Source organism: Aquimarina sp. Aq107 (assembly GCF_943733665.1).
Lineage (GTDB): Bacteria > Bacteroidota > Bacteroidia > Flavobacteriales > Flavobacteriaceae > Aquimarina.
Map to the genome: position 1 here is coordinate 3,718,753 of NZ_OX030782.1, position 26,430 is coordinate 3,745,182.

The 26,430-nt window shown below is 32.7% G+C and carries 27 protein-coding genes; 19 read left to right on the forward strand and 8 right to left on the reverse strand.

All coding sequences use genetic code 11. The features are described from left to right. Nucleotides 1-2 precede the first annotated feature (2 nt). The 3 genes from NMK29_RS16015 (at nucleotide 3) to hemN (ending at nucleotide 3,361) form a co-directional block, all read left to right on the forward strand. The gene (locus NMK29_RS16015) at nucleotides 3-1,058 is read left to right on the forward strand and encodes a response regulator (RefSeq protein ID WP_108801893.1); all 1,056 of its coding nucleotides are present in this window, start codon (nucleotides 3-5) and stop codon (nucleotides 1,056-1,058) included. Nucleotides 1,059-1,135: 77 nt separating this feature from the next. Then, entirely contained in the window at nucleotides 1,136-1,975 is an 840-nt protein-coding gene (locus NMK29_RS16020; protein ID WP_108801894.1) for a universal stress protein, read from the forward strand. Between the two features lie 21 nt (nucleotides 1,976-1,996). Then, nucleotides 1,997-3,361, forward strand: coding sequence for an oxygen-independent coproporphyrinogen III oxidase (gene hemN / locus NMK29_RS16025; RefSeq protein WP_108801895.1), 1,365 nt, complete (start codon nucleotides 1,997-1,999; stop codon nucleotides 3,359-3,361). Between the two features lie 11 nt (nucleotides 3,362-3,372). On the opposite strand, the gene NMK29_RS16030 is transcribed toward hemN, so the two are convergent. The 7 genes from NMK29_RS16030 to ccoS form a co-directional block, all read right to left on the reverse strand. Beyond that, nucleotides 3,373-4,077: a sulfite exporter TauE/SafE family protein gene (locus NMK29_RS16030; protein WP_108801896.1), complete on the reverse strand. Its 705-nt coding sequence runs from the start codon at nucleotides 4,075-4,077 to the stop codon at nucleotides 3,373-3,375. Then, a complete protein-coding gene (locus tag NMK29_RS16035; RefSeq protein WP_108801897.1) occupies nucleotides 4,078-4,524 on the reverse strand; it encodes a FixH family protein in 447 nt (148 codons plus the stop codon). Between the two features lie 85 nt (nucleotides 4,525-4,609). After that, nucleotides 4,610-6,037: a cytochrome c oxidase accessory protein CcoG gene (gene ccoG, locus NMK29_RS16040; protein ID WP_108801898.1), complete on the reverse strand. Its 1,428-nt coding sequence runs from the start codon at nucleotides 6,035-6,037 to the stop codon at nucleotides 4,610-4,612. A gap of 51 nt (nucleotides 6,038-6,088) precedes the next feature. After that, a complete protein-coding gene (locus NMK29_RS16045; protein ID WP_108801899.1) occupies nucleotides 6,089-7,042 on the reverse strand; it encodes a cbb3-type cytochrome c oxidase N-terminal domain-containing protein in 954 nt (317 codons plus the stop codon). Next, a complete protein-coding gene (locus NMK29_RS16050) occupies nucleotides 7,039-7,230 on the reverse strand; it encodes a CcoQ/FixQ family Cbb3-type cytochrome c oxidase assembly chaperone (RefSeq protein ID WP_091407395.1) in 192 nt (63 codons plus the stop codon). The genes NMK29_RS16045 and NMK29_RS16050 overlap by 4 nt, the downstream gene beginning before the upstream one ends. Before the next feature lie 7 nt (nucleotides 7,231-7,237). Further along, nucleotides 7,238-9,430 (reverse strand): cytochrome-c oxidase, cbb3-type subunit I, encoded by a 2,193-nt coding sequence (ccoN, locus tag NMK29_RS16055; protein ID WP_108801900.1) that lies wholly within the window; start codon nucleotides 9,428-9,430, stop codon nucleotides 7,238-7,240. Between the two features lie 7 nt (nucleotides 9,431-9,437). Continuing rightward, nucleotides 9,438-9,626: a cbb3-type cytochrome oxidase assembly protein CcoS gene (gene ccoS / locus NMK29_RS16060; protein WP_108801901.1), complete on the reverse strand. Its 189-nt coding sequence runs from the start codon at nucleotides 9,624-9,626 to the stop codon at nucleotides 9,438-9,440. A 286-nt stretch (nucleotides 9,627-9,912) separates the two neighbouring features. Between ccoS and NMK29_RS16065 the strand changes: the two genes are divergently transcribed. The 8 genes from NMK29_RS16065 (at nucleotide 9,913) to NMK29_RS16100 (ending at nucleotide 16,948) form a co-directional block, all read left to right on the forward strand. Next, nucleotides 9,913-10,626 (forward strand): hypothetical protein, encoded by a 714-nt coding sequence (locus NMK29_RS16065; RefSeq protein ID WP_108801902.1) that lies wholly within the window; start codon nucleotides 9,913-9,915, stop codon nucleotides 10,624-10,626. Beyond that, nucleotides 10,619-11,197 (forward strand): hypothetical protein, encoded by a 579-nt coding sequence (locus NMK29_RS16070; RefSeq protein WP_108801903.1) that lies wholly within the window; start codon nucleotides 10,619-10,621, stop codon nucleotides 11,195-11,197. The genes NMK29_RS16065 and NMK29_RS16070 overlap by 8 nt, the downstream gene beginning before the upstream one ends. Before the next feature lie 211 nt (nucleotides 11,198-11,408). Then, nucleotides 11,409-12,041: a LysE family translocator gene (locus NMK29_RS16075; protein WP_108801904.1), complete on the forward strand. Its 633-nt coding sequence runs from the start codon at nucleotides 11,409-11,411 to the stop codon at nucleotides 12,039-12,041. 231 nt (nucleotides 12,042-12,272) lie between these two features. After that, nucleotides 12,273-13,325, forward strand: a complete 1,053-nt coding sequence (locus tag NMK29_RS16080) for a leucine-rich repeat domain-containing protein (RefSeq protein WP_108801905.1) — start codon at nucleotides 12,273-12,275, stop codon at nucleotides 13,323-13,325. A gap of 198 nt (nucleotides 13,326-13,523) precedes the next feature. Further along, nucleotides 13,524-14,042, forward strand: a complete 519-nt coding sequence (locus NMK29_RS16085; RefSeq protein WP_108801906.1) for a hypothetical protein — start codon at nucleotides 13,524-13,526, stop codon at nucleotides 14,040-14,042. Beyond that, nucleotides 14,033-14,548, forward strand: coding sequence for a hypothetical protein (locus NMK29_RS16090; RefSeq protein WP_108801907.1), 516 nt, complete (start codon nucleotides 14,033-14,035; stop codon nucleotides 14,546-14,548). Before NMK29_RS16085 ends, NMK29_RS16090 begins: the two co-directional genes overlap by 10 nt. Before the next feature lie 188 nt (nucleotides 14,549-14,736). After that, nucleotides 14,737-15,288, forward strand: a complete 552-nt coding sequence (locus tag NMK29_RS16095; RefSeq protein ID WP_108801908.1) for a hypothetical protein — start codon at nucleotides 14,737-14,739, stop codon at nucleotides 15,286-15,288. 232 nt (nucleotides 15,289-15,520) lie between these two features. Further along, nucleotides 15,521-16,948 (forward strand): S41 family peptidase, encoded by a 1,428-nt coding sequence (locus NMK29_RS16100; RefSeq protein WP_108801909.1) that lies wholly within the window; start codon nucleotides 15,521-15,523, stop codon nucleotides 16,946-16,948. Nucleotides 16,949-17,036: 88 nt separating this feature from the next. Here the strand turns inward: NMK29_RS16100 and ltrA are convergent, their stop codons facing one another. Beyond that, the gene (ltrA, locus tag NMK29_RS16105; RefSeq protein WP_254097215.1) at nucleotides 17,037-18,260 is read right to left on the reverse strand and encodes a group II intron reverse transcriptase/maturase; all 1,224 of its coding nucleotides are present in this window, start codon (nucleotides 18,258-18,260) and stop codon (nucleotides 17,037-17,039) included. An 847-nt stretch (nucleotides 18,261-19,107) separates the two neighbouring features. Here ltrA and NMK29_RS16110 point away from each other — a divergent pair. The 8 genes from NMK29_RS16110 to NMK29_RS16145 all read left to right on the forward strand — a co-directional run bounded on the left by NMK29_RS16110 (nucleotide 19,108) and on the right by NMK29_RS16145 (nucleotide 26,411). Next, a complete protein-coding gene (locus NMK29_RS16110) occupies nucleotides 19,108-20,085 on the forward strand; it encodes a hypothetical protein (RefSeq protein WP_159092085.1) in 978 nt (325 codons plus the stop codon). Nucleotides 20,086-20,313: 228 nt separating this feature from the next. Next, entirely contained in the window at nucleotides 20,314-21,492 is a 1,179-nt protein-coding gene (locus NMK29_RS16115) for a serine hydrolase (protein ID WP_108801912.1), read from the forward strand. 102 nt (nucleotides 21,493-21,594) lie between these two features. Further along, the gene (locus NMK29_RS16120) at nucleotides 21,595-22,431 is read left to right on the forward strand and encodes a DUF1963 domain-containing protein (protein ID WP_108801913.1); all 837 of its coding nucleotides are present in this window, start codon (nucleotides 21,595-21,597) and stop codon (nucleotides 22,429-22,431) included. Between the two features lie 192 nt (nucleotides 22,432-22,623). Continuing rightward, nucleotides 22,624-23,151, forward strand: coding sequence for a hypothetical protein (locus NMK29_RS16125; protein ID WP_108801914.1), 528 nt, complete (start codon nucleotides 22,624-22,626; stop codon nucleotides 23,149-23,151). Nucleotides 23,152-23,326: 175 nt separating this feature from the next. Next, nucleotides 23,327-24,184, forward strand: a complete 858-nt coding sequence (locus NMK29_RS16130; RefSeq protein WP_108801915.1) for an AraC family transcriptional regulator — start codon at nucleotides 23,327-23,329, stop codon at nucleotides 24,182-24,184. 62 nt (nucleotides 24,185-24,246) lie between these two features. Beyond that, nucleotides 24,247-25,119, forward strand: a complete 873-nt coding sequence (locus NMK29_RS16135) for an SDR family oxidoreductase (RefSeq protein ID WP_108801916.1) — start codon at nucleotides 24,247-24,249, stop codon at nucleotides 25,117-25,119. Nucleotides 25,120-25,129: 10 nt separating this feature from the next. Then, entirely contained in the window at nucleotides 25,130-25,891 is a 762-nt protein-coding gene (locus NMK29_RS16140) for a DUF1330 domain-containing protein (protein ID WP_159092086.1), read from the forward strand. A gap of 208 nt (nucleotides 25,892-26,099) precedes the next feature. Next, nucleotides 26,100-26,411: a hypothetical protein gene (locus NMK29_RS16145; protein ID WP_234424204.1), complete on the forward strand. Its 312-nt coding sequence runs from the start codon at nucleotides 26,100-26,102 to the stop codon at nucleotides 26,409-26,411. Nucleotides 26,412-26,430: the final 19 nt, after the last annotated feature.

Here is a 26,430-nt window from a genome sequence, read left to right on the forward strand (position 1 = left end):
CAATGAAGACCATTCTATTAATAGAAGACGATACGGCATTAAGAGAGAATACCGCAGAACTTTTAGAATTATCTGATTATCGCGTGATCACAGCGCCTAATGGAAAATTGGGAATAACAAAGGCTAAAGAAGAAAATCCAGACATCATTGTTTGTGATATTATGATGCCAGAAATTGACGGCTATGGTGTTCTAGAAGCTTTATCAGATGATTTAAATACGCATCAGATTCCATTTATCTTTTTATCTGCCAAAACGGAACATAAAGAAATCCGAAAAGGTATGGATTTGGGAGCTGATGATTATCTCACAAAACCTTTTGATGAAGATGATTTATTAAGTGCGATTGAGAGTCGCTTAGCAAAAGCTCATATTCTTTCTAACATCGTAAAAGAGCAAGCTCAAAAACCAAAAGAAGATACCGAAGATGGATTGCGAAGTTTGCATGAGCTCAAGAACTTTTTTGATGACCACGGAGACATTTCGAACCACGCAAAAGGAACTTCCATTTTTAAAGAAGGAGATCATTCTAATAAGATATATCTAATTCTAAAAGGTGTGGTTAAAACACACAAGATGGACGAGAATGGGAAAGAACTTATTACTGCCTTGTTTAAAGAAGATGATTTCTTAGGTTTTACATCATTTACAGATCATACTCCATATCAGGAATCAGCTACGGCAGTAAAAGATGCAGAATTGGCGGGTGTATCCAAAACAGATCTAAAAGATATCTTGGAAAAGAGTAACAATATCTCTTTAGAACTTATGGAATTATTAAGTGACAATCTATCCGAAGTAAAGGAACAATTATTACAAATGGCGTATAGTTCTGTGCGCAAAAAAACTGCACAAACAATCTTACAGTTTACCCAGGTATTAAATAAGAAACCAGAAGAAAGCATCAAAATATCTAGAAATGATCTAGCCAGTGTAGCTGGTATTGCAACAGAGAGTTTAATACGTACCTTATCTAGTTTTAAAAAAGACGGATTAATAGAAATCGAAGGACGTAATATTAAAATTCTAAATCTATCAAAACTCCAGTTAATAGAATAAAAATTCCCTAAGCTGATTTTTGTCATATTTTTAATAGGCACATCCGAATACATTTGTTGTATTACAACCTATTAAAAATGAAGAATATTCTTGTTCCGACAGATTTTTCAGAAAACTCATGGAATGCTATTACATATGCATTGTCCTTTTTTAGTGAAGTGACATGTAATTTTTATTTCCTACACGTTTCTCCTTACGAACAAGTTATTAGTAGTGATTCTTTTTTTGAGCCAGCTGATCAAGTCATTGAGAAAGTAACTCATAGTGATAAAGGACAACTGGAATTACTGATAAAAAAAGTTCAAAAATTACCGCATAATAACAAGCACAAATTCTTTACTATTAATGAGCACATTTTTTTCATAGATACTATAAGAAAACAAATAGAAGAAAAGAATATTGATATTATCGTGATGGGCACTAAAGGAGCATCTGGTCTAAAGGAAAAAACGATCGGAAGCAATACCGGTGATGTTATCACCAAAGTAAAATGTCCTGTACTCGTTATTCCAGAAAAGGCTACATATACCAACATAGAAGAGATTGCATTTCCTACGGATTACAATATATTTTTCAAAAATAAAATACTCAGTACCATTACAGAATTTCTTAAGCTACAAGATGCGGCATTACGCATACTGCATGTTTCTAAAAAAGAAAAAGAGCTTACAGATTTACAAAAACAACATAAAGATTTTCTTGATGATTATCTAGAAAAAGACATACCACGTAGTTTTCATTTTTTATCCAATTCCAATATCGAACAAGCCGTACAGTGTTTTGTAGAAAGCAGAAACATTGATATGATTACGATGGTGGCTAAGAACCTCAACTTTTTTCAGAGAATTCTATTTCATCCAACAGTAGAAAAAATAAGCTATCACATCAATATCCCATTTCTGGTATTACACGAATAAGAATTAAATATCAACAAGATTATGCATACTAATTTAGTGGACAAATATAATGTTCCAGGACCTAGATACACCAGCTACCCCACGGTTCCCTATTGGGATCAAGAAACATTCTCTCTAAAAGGATGGAAACACTCGGTGATACAATGTTTTAAAAACAGTAATGAATCAAAGGGAATAAGTTTATATATTCATTTACCATTTTGTGAAAGCATGTGTACTTTTTGTGGATGTAACAAACGGATTACAAAAAGACATACTGTAGAAACACCTTATATCAATACAATTCTAAAAGAATGGCAATTATACTTAAATCTATTTGAGACCAAACCCAGGATCAAAGAATTGCATCTAGGAGGCGGAACTCCCACCTTCTTTTCTCCAGAGAATTTACAATCTCTAATCAAAGGATTATTTTACTCTACAGCATCGATAGAAACATGTGAGTTTAGTTTCGAAGGACACCCCAATAACACAACCAAAGAACATCTACAGGTATTATACGATGTAGGTTTTAGAAGAGTTAGTTTTGGAGTTCAGGACTATAATCAAAAAGTCCAAAAAGCGATTCACCGCATACAACCTTTTGAGCATGTCAAACACGTTACTGAGGTTGCCAGAGAAATTGGTTATACCTCGATTGGTCATGATATCATTTTTGGATTGCCTTTTCAGACAGAAGAAGCGGTGATTCATACCATCCAGAAAACCAAAGAATTGTTGCCCGATCGCTTAGCTTTTTATAGCTATGCCCACGTTCCTTGGCAAAAAGGAAACGGGCAACGTGGATTTAACGAAGTCGATCTTCCAACTCCAGAACAAAAACGAAGACAATATGAAACCGGCAAACAATTGTTATCTACAATGGGTTATGTAGAAATTGGAATGGATCATTTTGCCCTAAAAAGCGACTCCCTATACAAAGCAATGGAAAATAAAAGTCTACATCGCAATTTTATGGGGTATACGGTTTCTAATACAACCATGATGATTGGTCTAGGCGTATCTTCTATTAGTGATAGTTGGCAAGGATTTGCTCAAAACGTTAAAAACATCGAAGAATATCAAAACTTAGTAAGCGAAGGAATAATACCAGTATACAGAGGCCACTTACTAACCAAAAAAGATGAAACAATAAGACAACACATACTAAACCTTATGTGCCATTTTAAAACTGATTGGAGCAGTAATCAACTTTATTTTGATGAACTAATAGACGTATCTATACGCTTAAAAGAAATGGAATATGATGGATTGGTAATTATAACTGATACTAGTATTGAAGTTACTGAAAAAGGAAAACCCTTTATACGCAATATATGTATGGCTTTTGATCTAAGATTACAACATAACAAACCAGAAACTCAATTATTTTCTATGACAATTTAATACTGTAGGTATCAATGACATTCAAAATTTGTAGAAATAGTTTCTGTTGATTGTTTCGGCGAAACATAAGGAATTCCTAATCCCATTCCCCGCAAAATGAACAATAATCCAATCATTATAATAAATACAGGAATCGCTTTTTGGACATGTTTTCGTATCCACTTTGCCTTAAAAAAGTGACTTGCATATACCACCAACGTCATTAACGGAATCGTTCCTAAACCAAATAAAAGCACATACAGTGTGCTGCTTAGTATACTACCCAAAGCTACGGCAGCAAAAACTGCTATATATACCAATCCGCAAGGAAGAAAACCGTTTAAAAAACCAATGGTTAAAAATGTATCTGGTGTTTTCTTTTTCAGCTCTTTTCCTAATGCGCTTTTGATTCTGGAAATTATTCGATATATCGGTTTAGAAAAATTATATTTCATAAGTAAAGATGTAGGGATCAAAACCACCAAAATCATTACAATCCCAATACCAATAGAAAGTCCTTGTTGCATTCCAAAAATATTCAGGCTCTTTCCTACCAACCCAAAAAATAATCCTATAATACTATAAGCCAGCAAACGGCCCAAATGATATAAAGAGATTTGAAAAAATTTCTTAAGCTGATACTTATGATCCAAAGGCAGCATAAAAGCAATAGGTCCACACATCCCAACACAGTGAAAACTTCCTAAAACGCCTAATATGAATGCCGAAACTAACATCTAATACGTAAATGATTCTCTAAATAAATAAGAAGTATTTTCATACTCCCAATTCACTGTAATATTCCATCGCCCTTCGATCAATTGATTTTTAGGAACCAATATTTCCGAACTCTGAAGTGTGATCGGAACTTCGAAATCTAGCTTTTTGTTAGATGGACGATATAAGGAAATAGTTCCTGATAGGTTTTCTACGTTTATATCCTCTGGAAATTTAATCAGTAATCCTTCGGACACTTTTTCAATAACAATATTGTTTTTTAATGCCTTTGCATTTTTTTCGGCATTGATCTCTTGCTGAAAAGCCAATTCTTGTTTGTAGTAATCTTCTGTTACTAAATCATGCTCATATTTTTTATCAGTATTCATTCGTATCACGAAGAATAAAATAAAACTTATAAATCCTATAAATACCAATACAATCGATGTACCCCAGTTTACTTTCATAACTCATTTTTTATTTTAGATTCCACTTCATATCTTTTAGAATTCTCTTTTTTCCAATACTCCCGAACTCATGGACTCATCTTCATTACCTATAACTTCTAGGTCCCAAAAACGCTGTTGTCGTTGTTTCAATTAATTCATTATCATTAGCGTATACTCCGATTTTTACTTTATCCTTATCACCACTTAACGCAGATGCATTAATTTCTATAAATAATGTTCCCTCAGCCAATCCTTGCTTGGGCACTACAAAGTTTTTATGCGTTACCACTTCTATAGTTCCTGTATGTGATAGCAATTCGAAATGAACATTTTCGATATCATTAATCGTCTTATTAACCAGTTTAAAAGTGTACACATTACTAATGATATTATGCTCTTTTCGCTCATACAATTGCCCTGGTAACCTTAAAACATTCGCTTCGACATCATTTCTTAAAAAAGACATTCCTAGAAAGACACCAATCAATATTACCAATACTGCTGTATATCCTTTTAGTCTTGGTGTAAACTTAAATTTCTCTTTTTTAGCAATATCATCTTCACTCGCATATCGGATCAATCCTTTCGGAAGATTTACACTTTCCATCATATGATCACAGGCATCAATACAGGCTGTACAATTCACACATTCTAACTGTGTTCCATTTCGAATATCGATTCCTGTTGGGCACACGTGTACACATTGAAAACAATCAATACAATCTCCTTTTCCGGTAATAGGTCTGTCCTCGTTCTTCTTAAATTTGGCGCGCCCTGCTTCTTTTTCTCCTCGCTTATAGTCGTATGCAACTACAATTGATTTGGCGTCTAACAATACCCCTTGTAATCGACCATATGGACAAGCAATTACACAAACCTGTTCTCTAAACCAAGCAAACACAAAATAAAATACTGCGGTAAATATTAATAAAGAAATTAAAGTCCCCACATGCTGAAAAGGACCATCAATAAATATATATTGGATAAGCACATCACTGCTAATCAGGTAAGCTAAAAACACATTGGCTATTAAAAATGAAATGATAAAAAACACTACCCATTTAAGCAGGCGCTTTTTGATTTTTTCGGCGTTCCAAGGTTGTTTATCCAAGCGTATTTGTTTTCCTCTGTCTCCTTCGATCCAATATTCTATTCTTCGGAACACCATTTCCATAAATATGGTTTGCGGACATATCCAACCACAGAATAATCGTCCAAAAGCTACTGTAAATAATATTACAAAGACTACCCCAATAATCATTGATATTACAAACAGATGAAAATCCTGTGGCCAGAAAGGAGCTCCGAAAATGTTGAAACGTCGCTCTAAAACATTAAATAACAAAAACTGGTTGCCCTTTATTTTGATAAAAGGAGCAGAAAACAAAAAAATCAATAATCCATAACTTACCCATTTGCGGTATTCATAAAATACGCCACTTGGCTTTTTAGGATATAACCAAGCACGTTTTCCTTCTTCGTTAATTGTACCGATAGAATCTCTAAATGTTTCGTTTTTTGGTGTTTCCAATGGACAATAATTATTGATTATATAATATATGTTATACTAAACTTTATGGCACTAATTACTTACTACAGACGTTGAGTCTGTAACAGTTTCTGGAACTTCTTCTTCTAAAATATCTTCTTTTACAGCATCTGGATCAATCCAGATCTCTCCTTGCGCCTCTTTAGGTTCTGCAGGAGTTGTGCCGCCTAATGTGATTACATAACTAGCCACTTGCGCCATTTCTGCTGGTTTTAGCGTTTGCTTCCAGGCAACCATTCCTTTTCCATCACGACCACCTTCAGAAATAGTCCTGAATACGTTTTTAATACCTCCGCCCAAAATCCAATTTGGATCCGTTAGATTGGGACCGATACCTCCTCCTCCATCTGCTTTATGACACGCTACACAATTGGTTGTAAAAATTGCTTTTCCGGCAGAAATATCAGCAGCCTCTGTTAACAATACCACGGTATTTATATCCACAAGATCTTTTGCTGTTTTTTTATACGCTTCGATAGCAACCAAAGCCTCTGCTACTTCTGTTTCATACTCTTCTATCTGATTGTAATCATCAAATACATGGAAACGCACCAAATAGATCACTCCAAATAAAATAGTCGCATAAAAACCATACACCCACCAAGGCGGAAGGTTATTATCCAGCTCCTTAATTCCGTCATAATTGTGATCCAGAATGATTTCATCTTCTTCTGATACAGGTGTACTATCTACCAATTTTAGATAGGTCGCTTTGATCCATCGAAATTGTTTCTCTTTTTTAATCTTTTGACTTAATACATAGCGTTCTTGAGCTTCGGGTTTCAGGGATTTAAACAACACACTTCGTAACGCCTCTACACAAATCTCTATGGCGATCCCAAATAACAATACGATTCCTAACACTACCCAAGTAATTGGTACTGCAATAAATGCTGATTCTTCTCCAGAATCCACTGCCCATTCTATTAAAAAATAAGTTATCAATAGCAATGCAATGACTCTGATATAGGATACTGTACTTCTCATAGTATTAATTCGTTTTCATTTTCTGATTCAAAAGGAATCTCGCTTACTTCTTTTATATGTTCTTTTTTTGCTGAAATTACCCACCAGAATAAGGCAGTAAAAAAGATGAAAAATATTAGTAGTGATATGATAGGATATATCTCTACGCCTTCGATACTTTCCATATGTCCTTTTATAAATTTAAACATGGTATATTTAATTTGAATTTGCAGTTTCGTTTTTAACTTTGATATCCGTTCCTAATCGTTGTATGTAGGCAATTAAGGCGATGACTTCTCTATCTCTCATCTCGATAAAATCCAATCCATTATCCTTAGCATATTTTTTATCTGCTTCATAGGTTTTGGCAAAATCTGGATCATCATACAGGTTTTTCTCTATCTGTGTCGCTTGCTCATCCATCCATTGTTGGGCTTTAGTAATCTCTTCTGGAGTATAAGGAACCCCAAGAGTAACCATAGCTTCCATTTTGGTTTCTGTATCCGATCGATCGAGTTCATTTTTTAGCAGCCATTTATAACTTGGCATAATAGAACCCGACGAAGTACTTTGCGGATCATAGAAATGATTAAGGTGCCAGTTATCCGAGTATTTACCTCCGATACGCATCAGATCAGGCCCAGTTCGTTTACTTCCCCAAAGAAATGGGTGATCATAGACATATTCACCAGCCTTAGAATATTCTCCATAGCGCTCTACTTCACTGCGGAAAGGACGAATCATCTGCGAATGACAAGACACACAACTCTCTCTTATGTAAAGATCTCTACCTTCTAATTCTAGCGGTGTATAAGGTTTTACACTAGTAATTGTAGGGATATTGGAATCGATCATTAGGGTTGGTACAATCTGTACGGCTCCTCCAATAAGTATCGCAATTGTAGCAAAAATCGTAAGCTTTACCGGTCTTCTTTCTAACCAAATATGATATCCTTCTTTTGCAGTTCTTTTGTTAGTTACTTTTGTTAATGGAGCAGCTTCTGCCAATTCATCGGTAACCTTACTGCCTGCTTTGATTGTTTGGATCACATTATACAGCATGATAAACATCCCTAAGATGAACATACTACCACCGATAGCTCGCATCCAATACATCGGTATAATTTCGTTTACGGTTTCTAAAAAATTACCGTACACCAAACTTCCGTCTGGGTTAAACTGTTTCCACATAGAAGCCTGAACAAATCCAGCGACATACATAGGCAATGCATACATAATAATCCCTAAGGTCCCGATCCAGAAATGTGCATTAGCCAATGCTGTAGACCATAATTTAGTTTTAAATATTTTAGGTATTAACCAATATGCCATCCCAAAGGTGAAGAAGCCGTTCCATGCCAATGCACCTACGTGGACGTGTGCAATCACCCAATCACTAAAATGTGCGATAGCATTTACATTTTTTAAGGAAAGCATAGGACCTTCGAACGTGGCCATCCCATATCCTGTAATGGCAACAACCATAAATTTTAGCACTGGATCTGTACGAACTTTATCCCAGGCACCACGCAAGGTTAATAATCCATTGATCATACCACCCCAAGATGGTGCAATTAGCATAATAGAAAATGCCACTCCTAAGTTCTGCGCCCAATCTGGTAGCGAAGAATATAGCAAATGGTGTGGTCCTGCCCAGATATAAATAAAAATCAATGACCAAAAATGCACAATCGATAATCGATAGGAATATACGGGCCGGTTCGCTGCTTTAGGTACAAAATAATACATCAATCCTAAAAAAGGAGTTGTAAGAAAGAAAGCTACCGCATTATGTCCATACCACCATTGTACCAGTGCATCCTGTACTCCTGCATATACCGAATAACTTTTTAGCGCACTTACGGGTACTTCTAAACTATTAAAAATATGAAGTACCGCCACAGTAACTACAGTCGCCAGATAAAACCAGATGGCTACATATAAATGACGTTGTCTTCGTTTTAGAATGGTCCCAATCAGATTCCAACCAAAAACTACCCAAATCACTGCAATCGCAATATCAAAAGGCCACTCTAGTTCTGCATATTCTTTAGAAGTTGTATATCCTAAGGGCAATGTAATTGCAGCGCCGACGATGATCAACTGCCAACACCAAAAGTTAATGTTACTAAGCGTATCATTAAACATTCTGGTTTTTAGCAATCGCTGGGTAGAATAATATACTCCTGCAAAGATCGCATTACCTACAAAGGCAAAAATCACTGCATTGGTATGTAATGGTCGTAAACGCCCAAAACTTAACCAAGGAATACCATCGGTAAGGTTAGGAAATAAAAACAGAAACGCCAGCAGCAATCCGACCGACATCCCTACAATACCCCAAAGCATCGTGGCGTATAAGAATTTTTTTACGATTTTATTATCGTAATAGAATTGTTCTATGTTCATATTATACTTAATTGTTATTAGTTGTTACTGAAGATTTTTCTTTGGATTCTGTGATCACCTCATCATCAAACAGCATTCTGATTGCGGGTGTATAGGTATCATCGTACTGTCCTTTTCTTACAGAAAGAATAAAAGCCACAAAAAATACGAGGGCAACAACGATACTAATGGTTAATAAAACATATATAACACCCATAGCGGTTCTTATTATGCTCCAAAAGTATGGGTGCACGTTTTCTTAAAAAATGACATTTATCAGGTTTTAGAAAGGTAGTTTGTACTAAGAACTGGTGTTATTAGTAACTCTTATAATTTGGTAGAAGAAATAGTTATATAAAGTATCTGAATTAGAATTTTGAATTTGGGGAATTTTTAATTTATTTTAGAAGCAGAAAACAAATAATTACAAATGCGTGTAATTAATTACAAACGGTACTATACGTAATAACTATACTCGCATGTTGTGCGTCATTAGAAAAAAAATGGAATTGAAAGAGGAATTAATAAAATCTTTTCACGAGCAATTTGCTCAAAATCAAAATCATCATCAGAAATTATTCTTTCAGATACTCTCAGTAATCGTAACTGTTACGGTTGGATATAGCTATGCATATACAATGGGTGGAGAAATCCCAAACACTGAATTAAAACCTTCTGTTTTTCTTCTTTCTCTTGCTCTTATTATTTCAACTATTGTTTTAGGCTTGAGTTTAGTACTTCTTTCAAATATGGCATATGGTTTTAGACGTGATCAATATGTAAATAATCGAATTAGAAAATACGCAAAACTTATTCATAATGAGAATGAGACAAAAGACATCTTTCCAAAATCTTATGATCCTGCTTGGAGTTTTAATAAAAAACAGGAAGATTACTCAGAAAGATTAAAAAGAATGGCTTTACCAATACGTTTGACATACGGATTATGGATTTGGATTCTAAAGAGATTATCGTGGATGCCTAATTTTCACAATTATCTATTTTTTATGCTTGGCTTAATTCAAATACTGTTGTTAGTAAGCTATATTTTTAATCCTTTTGACAATGTTATCTTATTTAATTTTAGTGAACCAATTGAGTGGACTTTTTTAATAACTATTTTTGTTTGGCTAATTCTAACAGGCTTGGTTTTACGATCGCAATCGGTATTTTATAAAAAATTAGGAGTTTTATATAAGAAAAAATCAAATGATTGATAAAATTGCTGAAATACCAATGTTTATTGGAAAAAATATTATTGGAGGTATTTTTATTGGTGTCGCTCTAATCATTCTTGTGAGGCTTTTATTTAAAGAAAAAATAGAGACTATAATTTCATTAGAAATCATAAGATGGATCATAATAACTTATTGTTTTATAGCTTCAATTAGCTGGCTACTTTTACTAATATTTCCACACTCTGAGGAATATGCTTTTCTTAATAGAGCAACTGGACCATATGCTTGGGCTTACTGGTTAATGTTATTAATGAACACTGTAGTTCCGTTTATACTTTTGAATAAAAGCATTGGAAAGAAAATCTATATAATATTTTTTTTGACCTTGTTTATGAATATTGGTTGGATTTTTGAATACTTTATCATATTTGTAACAAGTTTACATAGGGATTTTTCTGATGGTAACCACACAGATCTCTTACTGAATAGCAGACAAATAAAAACTCTAGTAAAAGGCTTCTTTATTGGATTAATTTCTCTTGTTGCTGGAAATGGAATTAGAAAATGGAGCACATTAACTAAAGAAAAACGAACGCACAACAATGTATAAGAAAACACAGGGCTTTTAGGCTTAATCAAAAGGTCTGTGTTTATTTGCAAAGTCGCCAACTATAAAATTTGGCGTTTACAAGAAAAAAGATAAAAGCAAAATATTTATATTTGGCTTAGTACCAACCCGAAACGTATCGCTTATCACCTGCCCTACGTTTCTTATACTAAACGTTGTGAGCAAGCTAAAAAAACATCGAGATTAAATTGAAATGATAGGAATTGAAAATTATTTAGGTTTTATTATTGCTGGAATTATTATGAATTTGACGCCTGGAGCAGATACGATTTATATAATCACACGAAGTATTGCTCAAGGTAAAAAAGCTGGAATTTACTCTGTTCTCGGAATTAGTTGTGGAGCAATAATACACGTAATTTTAGCTGGACTTGGACTTTCTGTAATTTTAGCTAATTCAATTCTGGCGTTTAATATTATCAAATGGATTGGAGCAGTTTATTTGATTTATTTAGGTGTCAAAATGTTATTAGACAAATCAAAATTATTCGCTGACAAACAAACCGAATTTGAAAAACTGAATTTTTGGAAAATATTCCGACAAGGATTTTGGACAAATTTGCTAAATCCTAAAGTGGCGATTTTCTTTTTATCATTATTACCGCAGTTTATAAAACCTGAATATGTGGATAGTTCAATACCATTTATAATTCTTGGTTTGACATTCTTGACAACTGGAACAATTTGGTGTTTATTTTTAGCTTATTCAGCGTCATTTATGACTAATACATTGCGGAATAATGACCGAATTGGAAAAATAATGAAGAAAGTGAGCGGATTTGTATTTGTTGGTTTAGGTCTTCAATTATTGCTCAAACGAAATTGATTGCGCAGAAAGCCAGCTCACAACAATGTATATAAAAAATAGCGCAAGTCGTTGCTAACACAAAGGTTTGGGCATTTTTGGAAAGTCGCCAAATTTTTAAATTTGACAAATTCCCAAAAATAAAATAATTAGTAAAATTTAAAAATTCGGCTTGTGTATAATCCGAAAAGTTAATGCTTATTTTCAGCGCTACTTTTCATATACGAGACGTTATGCCTAATCCCCAATTAGATGAGTGAAGTATTAAAAAAAATAGAGAATGTAAAAAAAAACAAGTCTTCTTTATTAAACTTGTCCGGAATGAGTTTGAAAAAAATTCCTGCAGAAGTTTTTGAACTTAATTTTCTTACCAACCTTAATCTAAGGAATAATAATATTTCCGAAATACCTGATGGAATTTCAAAACTTTCGAATTTAAAAGTTGCATATTTTGATTCGAATAAAATTGAATTCGTTTCTAAAGAACTTTACAATCTAGAGCAACTAACTGTTTTAGATTTGGGAAGTAACAAAATAAAAGAAATACCAAACGAGATAGGTCACTTAAAAAATCTGACAAAACTGCTTATCTCAAGAAATGATTTAAATACTATTGCTAAACCTATTGGATACTTAAATAAGTTAAAAATATTTGATTTAAGAAATAACACTCTTCAAAAAATCCCTAAAGAATTTGGAGAATTAATTAACTTAAATCGACTTGATTTATCTAAAAATGAACTATCAAATTTCGAAATTAATTGTGATAGGTTAAATCAACTCGAATGGTTAAACCTTAAGTCTAATAAAATATCAGAAGTTTCAACAACGATTGGTAGACTTAGCAATTTAACAAAGTTAGATTTAGGTGACAATAAATTATTTAAAACACCTTTAAACCTTGAACAACTAAAGAAATTAGAACAATTAAACCTTTCTGAAAACTCAATTTCTTCCTTAGAGCTGGATATCAAAAAAATGAAAAGCTTGAATGAAGTGAAAATATTTCTCAATTCTGATATCCAAATTCAAAATGGATTGGTAAAAAAACTGATTAAAAGAAAATCTTGGTCGAACAGTCAATTTAAATTAATAGTCGATAATGAACAAGCAGAAAAATTAGCGAAATTTAAAGACCATTTCAAGTCTGGAGCGATTGGAGTAATTGATTTTGCGAATAAAAAAATTCCACTCGGCCATTACAAACAAATTGGACCTGATATAGTGGAGAAATATGAACTAAAAGACCCAATGAGAGAAAGAATACGTGAAAAAATCACTGGGCATAACAATGGCTATAGTTAATACGGGTTTTGGTGCTTAATCCTAAGTTTAGTGTATTTTTATAAAGTCCGCCAAATCTTTTGATTTGGCTTTAAAATGAAAAAATAAAACAAAATAAAAAGTTTTGGCTAGGTGCTTAATCGGAAATTAATCGCTTGTTAACTCCCCCGTACTAACCATAGCCAAGACGTTAGCAAACATTAAGAAAAAAAATAAACAATGACATTAGACAATCTACTAGAAACAATAATAAAATCAGATTCTACCAATTGGAATGAGATTGGTTGTTGGGGATATGGAAGTGGGCCCTCTTATAAAAGTCAATTTACATTTTATGAAGCATTTGACGGAGATTCGAATATCTTAAAAGAAGATTCTCATAGTACTGTTTCTGTTTTTAAAGACGACCTGTCAATAACAATGGCTTATGGTTTAATGTCAAATGATGATTTTAAAGAAAAATGGGCTAACAAATTCCCTGACCCTAAAGCATATTCTCAAATGGTTGATATTTTCTATAACAATTCTTTAGTTTTTCGAGAAACATATCTTGTTGTAGATGGCGGACGATGTAAGTTACCAATTCCAAGTTATGATGAAAATGGAGAACTTTATGTAGCACAAGGATATTACGATTTCATAAAATTCTTAGAAATGCTTTCATCGGGAACATCAAAAAACTTCGACTATTATTTCGGACAAACGGGAATTAAAATTATTGACAGGGAATGGAAATAACTAGCCTGATTGTTGGAATTGTTGGAGCTATTGCTTCTGCATATGGCGCGTATTTAGCTATTAATGAGGCTAAAAAAGCAAAAAAGTCTGCTGATAAAGCCGAAGAAATGAAAAATGCTATCGCAACTGAGCAAAACAAAATTTCTCTTGGAAGACTATTCAATGAAACTAAAAATTGTATGCGAATTACAATTAAGTTAGCAACTTCGGCTACACCAGATAAAAAAACTAGAGGGTTAAATTATCAAGATTCAATAGGGAAAATTAGAGAGTTTATTGATGTTTTAAAGGAAAACTGCCATTACTTACCTGAACCAAAGATAAAACTAGTCGAAAAAGAATATCAGAATATCGAAACTCAACTTGTTGGATTAGCCAAAGAAAATAATCAACCAAAAAAATACGAGATTGGAGACGATATTCATAAATCTATGGGAGAAATATTAAAACACATTAAGCCTGAATTAGACGTAAAAACGTTTGCTAACAAGGTGTATAAAACATAGCTAATAAGTATAAACCTTAAGGCTTGTGCTTATATCCAAAGACCGCCAAATTTTTAAATTTGGCTTTTATGAATGATAAATTAAAAACAAAATATAAAAATTCGGCTCTGTGTTAACCCGAAAAGTTAGTGTCTTTTTACACGCTACGTTTCATACACAGAACGTTAGCAATAAGCCAGAAATAAATTATGAAAAAAGATTTTGAGAAAAAACTAAAATCAAAAAGGACTATATTAAAGGGAATTGGAATTCTTGAAATAATTGGCGGAATTACTGGTATTGGATTAATAATGTGGTTGATTTTAAAAGGAATTGAAACAAATATTTATTTATATCTGATTTTATTACTTGCTTTTGGGTTTTACTTTTACTCAATTTTTGCTGGAATTAAAATTTTCAGGAACCTCGAACAAGGAACTTTTCATTCTATAGTTTTACAATTAATACAGCTTATAGCAATATCATATGGAGGAGTTACCTATTTATTAACTTCTGCTGGATATTTATTTATTGGATATAATATTACCGGGAACGATCTTAAATTAGAAACTTACCTCGGAAGTAGATTTCAAATTAATATTATTAACTCTGATCAAGACAGTTTTGTCTTCATAAATATAGTAGCACTTGTTATTCTGATCATAATTGATACGTCTAAAAAAAGTATTAAGGAACAAGCAAAACTTAAAGAAAGTTATGACGCTAATATGAGAGAGTTTGAGAAAAAAGCCAATTGCTAACATTATATATGAAATCAGAGCAAAGTTTGGTACCAATCTAAAGGTCATTTCCTTTTTGCAATGGCGCTAGATTTTTATAAGTTTAATAAGAAATAAAAATGCGTAGATAAATCAATTGGTTCAAGCATGTTTGCCTTGCTCCGATTCATATATTTGGCGTTGTGGTGCATTTAAGAAAAACTGTAACAAACATAAAAAATTGTAATCTTTAGAGTAGAAATCAAATAATACTATGCGAACTAAAACTACTCTTTTCTCTATTCTACTAATTTTAATTTTGTTAATTGGTTGCAAACCGAATAACGAGAAAAACAACTCAATCGAAGGAATTTGGAAATCCATAGGATATGGAAAAATTCTTAAAATAGATACTAATTCTTATGAATATTTTGACACAACGGATATCTCTTGCTTGCCTGCAAAAGAAGGCGATATTTCAGAAGTCAAAAATACAATGCAAATTTCAAATGATACACTTACCGTAAAACGTGGATTTAGCAAATATCGCTATGTAAGAGTAAACGAGTTTCCAGAAATATGTCAGCAAAATTTAAAAGACAAAAAAGACATCACATATAATTTCGAAGTTTTTGCTAATACCTTCGAAAATCATTATGCTTATTTAGACCTCAATAATGTTAATTGGGACAGTCTCTACAAAAATTCTAAAAATAAAATTAACTCAAAAAGTACGGAACTTGATTTGTATTTAGTGATGGAAGACATGATTGAAAGTTTGAAAGACAACCACGGTTCGATAGAACCAACGGATGAAATTTACGAATTGGCAGAAAACCAAATTCAGTCAGAAATAGAAGACGTAGAAACGGAAGAGTTGAAAGAATATGGCGATTTTGAGATTGCTGGAATTGTTGCAGATTATTATCTTAAAGAGGATTTGACAAAAGATTCGTGGCTTATAAAATGGGGAAATATGGAAAATAATGTTGGTTATATCCAAATCAAAACAATGTTTCTATACGCAGATTTGAGCTTAAATGAAAGCCTTGTTAAAGAAAATGGATTTGTTTCAACATATATGGACGCATTTGACAGTTTAGATTTCGAAAAGCAAATTTCAAAAGAAGTAGCTGGAATAAGCAAGTTAATGGATACAATAATGGAAGACCTCAAAAAAACAAGACACATTATTATCGATGTCCGTTTTAATGGTGGTGGTCAAGATGTAGTGGCTTTAGAAATTTTGAGAAGATTTAACATTGATAGAAAACAAATCGCTGTGAAAAAAGCAAGACACAATAATCACTACACAAAAAATACACCTATTTATTTAGAGTCTGCCAAAAACCCTTATACAAAACCAGTTTATCTATTAACTTCCCAACAATCTGCAAGTGCAACCGATATGATGGCTTTAAGTTCAATGGAGTTAAATAATTTAAAACGTATTGGCTCACATACAAATGGAGCAATTTCAGATGCTTTACAAAAGACTTTACCAAACGGATGGTTTTTTTCAGTCTCAAACGAAATTTACACAGATAAAAACAATAAAATTTACGAAAATATTGGAGTTCCTGTTCATTACGAATTGAATTATCCCGATGATAGACAAACATTTTTTAGAAGCGTTGCTAACGACTTAGAGAAAGATAAAAAGAATATTCTAAATGCGATTAACGAGCTACAAAACGAGTAAAGTCGAGTAGGTAAAGGGGAATCTCACCCCTAAACCTCTCCCAGAACCGTACGTGATAGTCTCCCATCATACGGCTCTTCTTAACAAGTCAAGGCATAAAACCGTATTGCCAATGTACAAACATTGTAGGATACTGCTTCGCAGTTTCCTGTAACCATTTGTAACTTGCAAACCAATGTTTACGCCTAAATCTCCGATATTTGTTACGTACCCATTTTGCCAGTCGCATATTCAGAAAACGGAATACATAATGTAATTCACTCATCCGAACTTTTCCATAATAATGAATCCACCCTCGTACTTTGGCTGCTATAATGCCTGCCAAATCTGACAGGCATAAGTGAACCATACGATGTAGTTTCATCTTGAATAAAGTTTGATTGATCCGCTTCTGTCTCTTACGACTAATTGAGGGGGTAAAACCTAAATGAAAATGCCCGAAGTAACCCTTAACCATTCGGGGTTTGAATGTAAATCCTAAAAAATCGAATGTTACATAATGAACCGCAAATGGAGGATGCTTCTTTTGGTTGCGTTTGCAATAAACAATATTGCTCTTCCCATCTTTTATCTCCAATTTACATTGAAATAAACGATGTTTTACTGCTTCCAAGGTACGCATCGCTTGTTTGAAGTTTTTACAATGAATAATAATATCATCGGCATAACGCTCAAACTTTACTTCGGGATGATGCTTCTCCATCCAACTATCAAAAACTACGTGCAAAAAGATATTTGCCAATAATGGACTAATAACGCCTCCTTGTGGTGTGCCTTTAGTACGTGGATGGATTGTACCATCTTTCTTTACAACTGGAGCTTCTAACCAACGTTTTACATACAAGTGAATGTGCTTCTTTTTGGTAAAATGTCTTAATGCGTTAAGCATTAAAACGTGGTCGATCTCATCAAAGAAACTCTTGATGTCCAAATCGATTGCCCAATCTAGTTCCATACAGTGCTTTCTACATTGTACAATAGCTTGATGTGCCGATTTATTGGGTCGATAACCATATGAAGAACTACTAAACAAATGATCTACATCTTGTTCTAATTCTTCTCGAATTACCATTTGAGCTGTTCGGTCTTGTACCGTAGGGATGCCCAGTTTTCTTGTTTTACCTTCCTCTTTGGGAATACTAACTTCACGAACCGCTTTTGGAAAATAACTACCACTAGCTAATCGATTCCATACAGGATATAGGTATTTCCTCGGCTGTGTGGATACCTCTTTTATAGATAATTTATCTACGCCATAAGTACCGCCGTTACTTTTCACCTTTTTAAAGGCCTGCCAAACTTGTTCGCGCAATATCGGTTGCGACTTTTGTTTCTCTTTGAAAATCATCCTAAAAAAAAAAATCTTAGTTGTAATACAATTTAAAACTGTTAAGTCAGCTCCTTCGCTCCATATTCATTACAAATACTTCAACACTACTACGAGCTAATCCGTCACTAATAACATAGTATTGCTACTTTCTTCGTTGCCCTTCGGGGTTATCGAATTTTTGCACTACATTTTAGCTTCTCCTGTTCCGTAATTGAGCCGTAAGTAAAGCTCCTGCCCTCTTTATGCCGATTGCCACTTAACCAGTAAATAGGTTACTCCCGTTAAGTTCTGTCTCGCTAGACCGCCCATCCTTCGATTTTGACAATACTAAAGTTGTTTACGACAATTCTACAAGGGTTCAATCTCATCTCTTTCAGCTTCTTTACTCCCACCATAGCTTAACTAAACTTCTCATTATACAAAAATGGTAGCGCCTTTAACCTTATCGCTCAAGACCAACTCGTGAAAAGTAAGCCCCATAAGGCGGTTTGACTGATATGCCTATACATCCCAGCCGAGAGACCAATACTCACTTTCCTTTTACGTACTTCCACTTGAAACTAATGTCAAGATTGTTTCTAAAAAAAATGAGCCTCTCATCTCAGTTACAGTTTTTGTTGCTCCTTATTTATTTTAGTAAATTGTATCCCGAAGCAACCCAGGACACACAACTATCGCTAACACAGTGTAAACGCAATAATGGCTGAATTTCCTAATCGGAAATTCATACCTTTTTAATAAATTAGTAGCGTCATAGGAAAGTACTAGCGCACTTTCCCATTACTGACGCTTACACAAAACCGTTAGCAACTATTACAAACATTCTTTAATGACAAAGTTTTCTCTTAGTATTATTTTGATGTGCTATCTTTTAGTTTCTATTAAGAGTTATGCTCAAAAAAACTACTTGAACTATCATTCTAAAGTTATTGAATGCGAACAGTTAATTGTGGAAGGTAAATACACTTCTGCAACTAATATGTTTGACTCTCTATTCAAAGAGTTCGATTTCTTGTTTCTAAGAGATATCAAAATTGCTACAGAACTTAGCATTTTTCAAAAAGATTATAAATCAGCATTGAAATTTATTAAACTTGGATTCAAGTATGGATGGACAATTGAGAGTATTAACAAAAATGATCGCTTGCAATTTTTAAAGGAACAACAGGAATGGCCTCAAATCATAGCAGCTTACGATTCCATTCACAAGATTTACTCGTCAAGACTAAACCTTCAACTTAAAGAGCAAGTCTATGAGATGTTTAAAAAAGATCAAAAAAAAGCTCTTGGAGCGTTCCTTAGAATTGGACAAAAATCTAAAAGGAAATACTCTGAAAATAAATTTGCCCCACATAGTGAACGTCAGATGGAAAAATTAGAGGCAATTTTAAATGAATATGGTTATCCTGGGGAACGACTTATAGGGAATAATGTGTGGTGTTCAGTGATTTTAAGCCATCACAACTCAATATCTGTAAGTTATAATTCTAAGGATACTATATACACTCAATTAAAGCCGAAATTATTGAATGCGTTGAAAAAAGGTGAAATATCGCCATATGAATTCGCTCAAATAGAAGACTGGCAAATTGCAGCTTTAAATGACCATAAATTAACATCTTATGGATTTCTCGGAACTATTCCAGACGATATAATTCTTGAAACTATAAATAAGAATAGAGCTAATATTGGACTTAGAAGCATTGAGCTAAGAAATAATTTAATAGATGTTGAAAATAAGATAGGAATTAACTTATATCTGCCCAAAGGATGGCAAAACGGAAAAATAATAATTAAAGAGAAATAAACAGTTGCTAACACGGTGTATAAAACATAGCTAATAAGTACTTAACCGAAAGGTTTGTGTATATTTAGAAAGTCCACCAAATTTTTAATTTGGCTTTTAAAAAGAGAAATTAAAAGAAAATACAAAAAGATTTGGCTTGTGGCTAAACCGAAAATAACCGCTTGTCTTCTGCCCTACTTGCCATATATTTAACGTTACCAACAATACTATATAGCTATAAATATTTTGATGAAGCAAATAATAAATATAACCCTATGTTTCTTTTTTTTAAGTGCAATAGGGCAACAAACAGATAAAATAGACAGGAGAATTAATAATTTCATGAATAAATGGCAGATACCTGGGCTATCTGTTACAATTATAAACAATGGTAAGCTAGTCTATGCAAAAGGTTTTGGATATACTAATATTAAGTCAAAAAAAGAAGTCTTCCCTAATCATATGTTTAGAATTGGAAGTATTTCAAAACCTATAACGGCGATAACCATTTTTAAATTAATCGAAGAAGATAAACTAAGTCTTTCAGACAAAGTTTTTGGAAACAACGGAATTTTGAATGATTCCTTGTACTCAAAAATACTAGATAAAAGAGTTTTAGATATAGATGTAAAACAACTATTAGAGCATTCTGCCGGGTGGGATAGAAATAAAAGTTTTGACCCAGTGTTCGAGAATAAACGTATTTCTGATTCTTTAAAATTAGATAAATCACCTACCTCAAAGGATATTATCAAATATATGCTACAAAATCATTATCTGGATACTGCCCCTGGTTCTACATTTGCTTATTCAAATTTTGGATATTGTATTTTAGGTAGAATAATTGAAAAATTGACAGGCCTTAATTATGAAGATGCTGTAAAAAACAAAGTTCTTATTCCTTTAGAAATGTTTGACACTAAGATAGGTGATTCCAAAAAATCTAATGAAAACGAGTCAATGTATTATAGCGAAGATGATTATATTGTTAACTCTGCTTTTTATCCCTTTCAAGAAAAAGTTAAACCTGAATACGGAGGCTTTGATCTATCCATATTGGATTCTTGTGGAGGGTGGATTTCTTCAGCTATTGATTTAGCAAAATTAATTTGTGCAATAGATGGTTTCACAAATAGGGCTGATATTATTTCTGAACAATCTTTAAAGAACATGTCAACAGTATTTAAAAATTCTAATTATGCTAAAGGCTGGATGGTAAATCATAAAAAGAATTGGTGGCATACAGGATCTATTCCTGGTACATATGCTATGATATCTAAAATGAATGATGGGAATGGATGGGTGATACTGATGAATAAACGTATACTCGAAAATAAAAAATTCTACAAAGACGTTGACCAACTAATATTTAAACCTATGAAAGGAATGGATTTATCAGAACTAACTAATCTTTTCGATAAATACTAATTAAAATATAAAGTTGGTAACAATGTATATAAAAAAATAGTGCGTAAAACCTGCTACTTTTCATATACTAAATGTTGTGTACTATAAAAACTACGAAAATAAATGAGTTTTTGGAAGAAAATATTTGGAAAAAACAAAGAGAAAAATGTTAATAAAACTGAATCCCATTTTGATAAATATAAACGTGAATTGAATGACCTAAATTTGAAATCAACTTCAGATTTAGAAACTTTGGTTAAGCCTTTAATTAAACAAACAACTAAACTTGAAATTTCTCCAGCTTCAAGACCTCCCGAAAATTCACAAATGAATTCTCATTTTGGAGGTAACCCATATTTTGAAAAAGGAGAAAAATGGCCAGTAACTAAAAAAGGCAAACACTTAGATTTTATTTTTCAAGTATTTAACAAACTCGAATCTCAATTACCTGATAATATTGAGCTAATTCAATTTTATTATGATTGGGATGAATTTCCTTGGGACACTTCTGATGATGGGTGGTTAGTTAAAATCTATAAAAATATTGAACCAAAAAATATCGAATTTATCAATAAACCAAGTGATTTAGAAAAATCAAAATATTGTGAAATAACATTTAAACCTTCAAGTTCATTACCTGATTGGGAAGGAATTGATTTACATTGCTATAATGCAACTAAACTATCTTGTGTTTTAAACGAAGATGAACCTTGGGATAATTATAGACAGATTGTAAAAAAGCTTATCGAAAAACAAGATTACCAAAGCCAACTCGGTGGATACCCTAAATGGGTTCAAGGAGAATCTACACCAAAAAACAGTAATGGAGAACCGATGGAACTTTTATTCCAAATTGATTCAGAAGAAAATGCCGATTTGATGTGGGGAGATAGTGGTTTAATTTATGTTTTTTATGATAAAAAATCAGAGAAAATAGAATTTAGCTTACAATGTTATTGAAAAACTACGGTACGCAACACGGTGTGCTAATAAAGGATAAACCGAAAAGTTAGTGTCTTTATACTCGCTATGTTTCATACACAAGTCCGTTGTAAAACATTTGACTAAATGAAAAAGATGTTTCACGACAATTTAAGTTTAGTTAACTCATTTCAAATATTAAATTCTAAACAAAGCTTTTAGATTTGGAATATGAAAAAAATATTTCCTCTTATTATTCTAATAATAGCTGGCTGTAAATCAGCTAATTTAAAAAAAGGTACTGAATTCAAATTAAACGATGAATCAGTGAATTTATATGCCTTCATTGGAGAAAAAATATCTGTAACGGAATTTGACCCAAATAAAAATAATACTCGTATAGAAATCGACTCAATATCTGGCGATACAATTCGCAGAGTTAGGTATGTAATGGATAACGGATTTATAAACAAATATAAAGTTGTTAAAAATGTATTCAATGACTTAAAATCTGATACAATTGAATTTGTTGCGTACGATCATTATGGTCGACCAGGATTTGAAAAATATAAAAATGTGATTTTATACATATCCTTAAACAAGGAAAAAGGTAATTATTATCATCAGAAATATCAATTTGACCCTATAGAGAAAACAAAAAATGGAACCTGGAAAGGTCTGAACGGTGAAAGAGTTGAAAAGCTGTTTAACGAAAAGAAAAATGGTGTATTAACTGCTCGTGGGCTGTTTGACAAATAAAAAACATTTTACAACAATGTATAAAAAACATAGGGCGTTTGTGCTAAATTTAAAAGTCTGCGCATATTAACAAAGTCCGTTGTACACAAACTAAAAGTGACCCAAATTGACAACAAAATGAACCAATTGGAAACCCCCAAATAACTGACAAAAGTTATCTTTACAAGAAAAGAAAATGGTACAAGACTATAAAACTATAGACTTATTTGGGAAGTTACTATTTGAAACAATTATTTTAAAGCCACCTTACAAAAAGCCTAATTTGATGCCCAATGAGGCTTGCTTTTTGTATATACTTAAAGGTGAGTACGATTCAATTTCTGAAACTGAACGACTTCGAATTGAAGCCGAAGAATCACTTTTAATGAAATGTGGAAACTACACTTGCAATATGCATCCATCAAAGGTTTCAGACACCTATCAAGCGCTTGCTGTACATTTTTACCCTGACATTTTGATGAAAATCTATGAAAACAATCTTCCCGATTTTCTTACACAAAAAATACCTTTAGATATTGGAATGTCTAAACTTAACAACGATATTCTAATTCGGAAATATATTGAAGGCATATTGTTTTATTTTCAAAACCCAAAATTAGTAACAGAAGAAATCCTGATTTTAAAACTAAAGGAAATTATTCTGTTGTTAAATCAGACTAAAAATGCTCCTGCAATACGTTCTATACTTTCAAATTTGTTTAGCCCAAATTCGCATTCATTTAGAGAAATTGTCAAAGCTCATTACTATGAAAATATTACATTAGATGAATTAGCTATCTTAAATAATCAAAGTTTATCTACTTTTAAAAGAGAATTTAAGAAGCTATACAACGCATCCCCAGCTGCTTATTTGCGTGAAAGAAAACTAGAAAAATCTGAAAAACTACTTGTTTCTACAGATTTAAGAACTACAGATATAGCATATGAATGTGGATTTACAAATGTTTCTCATTTTTCAAAGACATTTAAAAATAAACACGGAATTTCTCCAACAATATTCAGGTTGACTCATTTAGACAAATCTTTGAACTAATCTTAAAACACTTCGTACTACTCTGTTCTCATCTTTGCATCATTAACAAAAAACATGTAAATATGAAAACAGTACTTATTACAGGATCTAGCAATGGATTTGGTTATTTATCAACATTAACATTGGCCAGAAAAGGTTATAACGTTTGGGCAACAATGCGTGATACCCATGGCAAAAACAAAGCGAAAAAAGAAGAGCTTGAAAATATTGCATTAGAAGAAAACATTGCAATTACAGTTGCTGAACTAGATGTGACTAGTGATAAATCTACCTATGATTTGGTAGATAGATTTCTTATTGAAGAAGAAAACGGACTTGATGTTCTAATAAATAATGCAGGTATAATGTATGTTGGTATCACAGAGGCCTATAGTATAGAGCAAGCACAAGAACAATTTGACACAAACTTCTTTGGCGTTATTAGAGCATCAAAAGCATTTCTTCCTCTCTTAAAAAATTCTTCTGATGGACTAATTATAAATATCTCCTCATTAGCTGGACGATTAGTGTTTCCATATTTTGGAATCTATTGCGCAAGTAAATTTGCACTTGAAGCTTATTCACAAGCATTGAAATATGAATTAAAGCCTCTTGGTGTTGATGTTTCGATTATAGAGCCAGGTCCTTATCCATCAGGTCTATTATATAGTGGACCTAAAGAAGAAGATGCAAAAACTCTAGAAAGTTATGGAGAAATGGCTGATGTCCCAAAAGCAATGCTTCAAAACTTTGACCAATTCTATAAAAGTGATGCATCTCCAAATCCACAAGAAATTCCAGATGCTATTTTAAAAGTAATCGAATTGCAAAAAGGAGACAGACCTATTAGGCAAGCGATAGGAATAGATTACAACACAAATGAGTTGAATAGTAAAACTAGCTCAATTCAAGAAAATTTGATAAAAGAGGCTTTACAAATGGAACATTTAATTTAAATCATTAATGATGAAATATTTAAAAACACTAACAAATTTTGCTTTACTATTATCATTAGTATTATCGTGTACTACAAAAGCACAAAACTCAAATAATAACACAAAAAAAACAGGTAAAATGAATGCGAAAAATCAAGAAATAGTAAACGTTGCTTTAATGTATATAAAAAATGAAGAGGAAGCACGTTTTGAAGAATACAAAAAGAAAGGGGGTGCCATTTTAGAAAAATATGGAGGAAAAATTGAACGCATTATCAAGCCAAAAATGTTAGCTGAAGGAAAAATGGAAATGCCAGATGAAATTCACTTCGCCAGCTATCCAAGCATTGAAGCATTTAACAAATTTAATAAAGATCCTGAGTTTATAAAGGTTAGAAATGAATACGCGATTCCTGCACTTAAAGATATTTATGTTTTTACAAGTAAGAATACCAATTTTGAATCTAGAAAAGAGGTTGGTGACAAAAGTAAGACTTATGGTGTTGCACTAATTTATTTTAATGAAGGTGAAAAATATGAAAAGCAATTTGAGGATTACCATGAAGAAGTTTGTGAAATTATGCCAGAATTTGGGACTCACTTTGAACGGTTTATAGCTCCTTTTCAATCAAAAGGAAGTTTAGAACAACCTGATGAAATTCATCGCTTCTATTTTGATTCTATGGAAGGATTACAACAAATGGGAACGGATGAACGAATGAAAGCATTATTTCCAAAAAGAGACGCTTCGTTAAAGAATCTATATTTTTTTATTGGAGAAGCTAGTTTATAATAACATATGGCTTAATATTGAAATAAGCCAACGTACAACAACCTGTATAAGTAATAGCGATTTGAGTTTTAATTCAAATCGCTATTCTATTTTATTTTGTAAATTACTTTGCGAAAAGTAGTGTGCTAAAACCTACAACTACTCATGCACGAACACGTTGTAACCAATTAAAAACGAACGTAAATTGAATTTAAACAATAAAAAATTTGTGACTACCGAAAATAAAAGTGGATTGTCATCAGATGAGACGATTTTTCATTATTCTCAAAGTGGAAATACGATTACAGGAAAATATAAAGGAGGCTCAATCTTGGAAGGGATGATTATTGGCAAACAAACCCAAGATTCAAAAATTGAACTGTTGTATCAATGCCTAACAACTGCTGGTGAATTAAAAGCAGGAGAATCAAAAGGTCTGATTTCAGAAACTGAAAATGGAAAACTAAAACTGGAATTTGACTGGAATTGGCTGAATGGAAATTTGTCTGGAGGCAAATCGGAATACATAGAAATTAAATAGAAAACTGGCTACAACAATG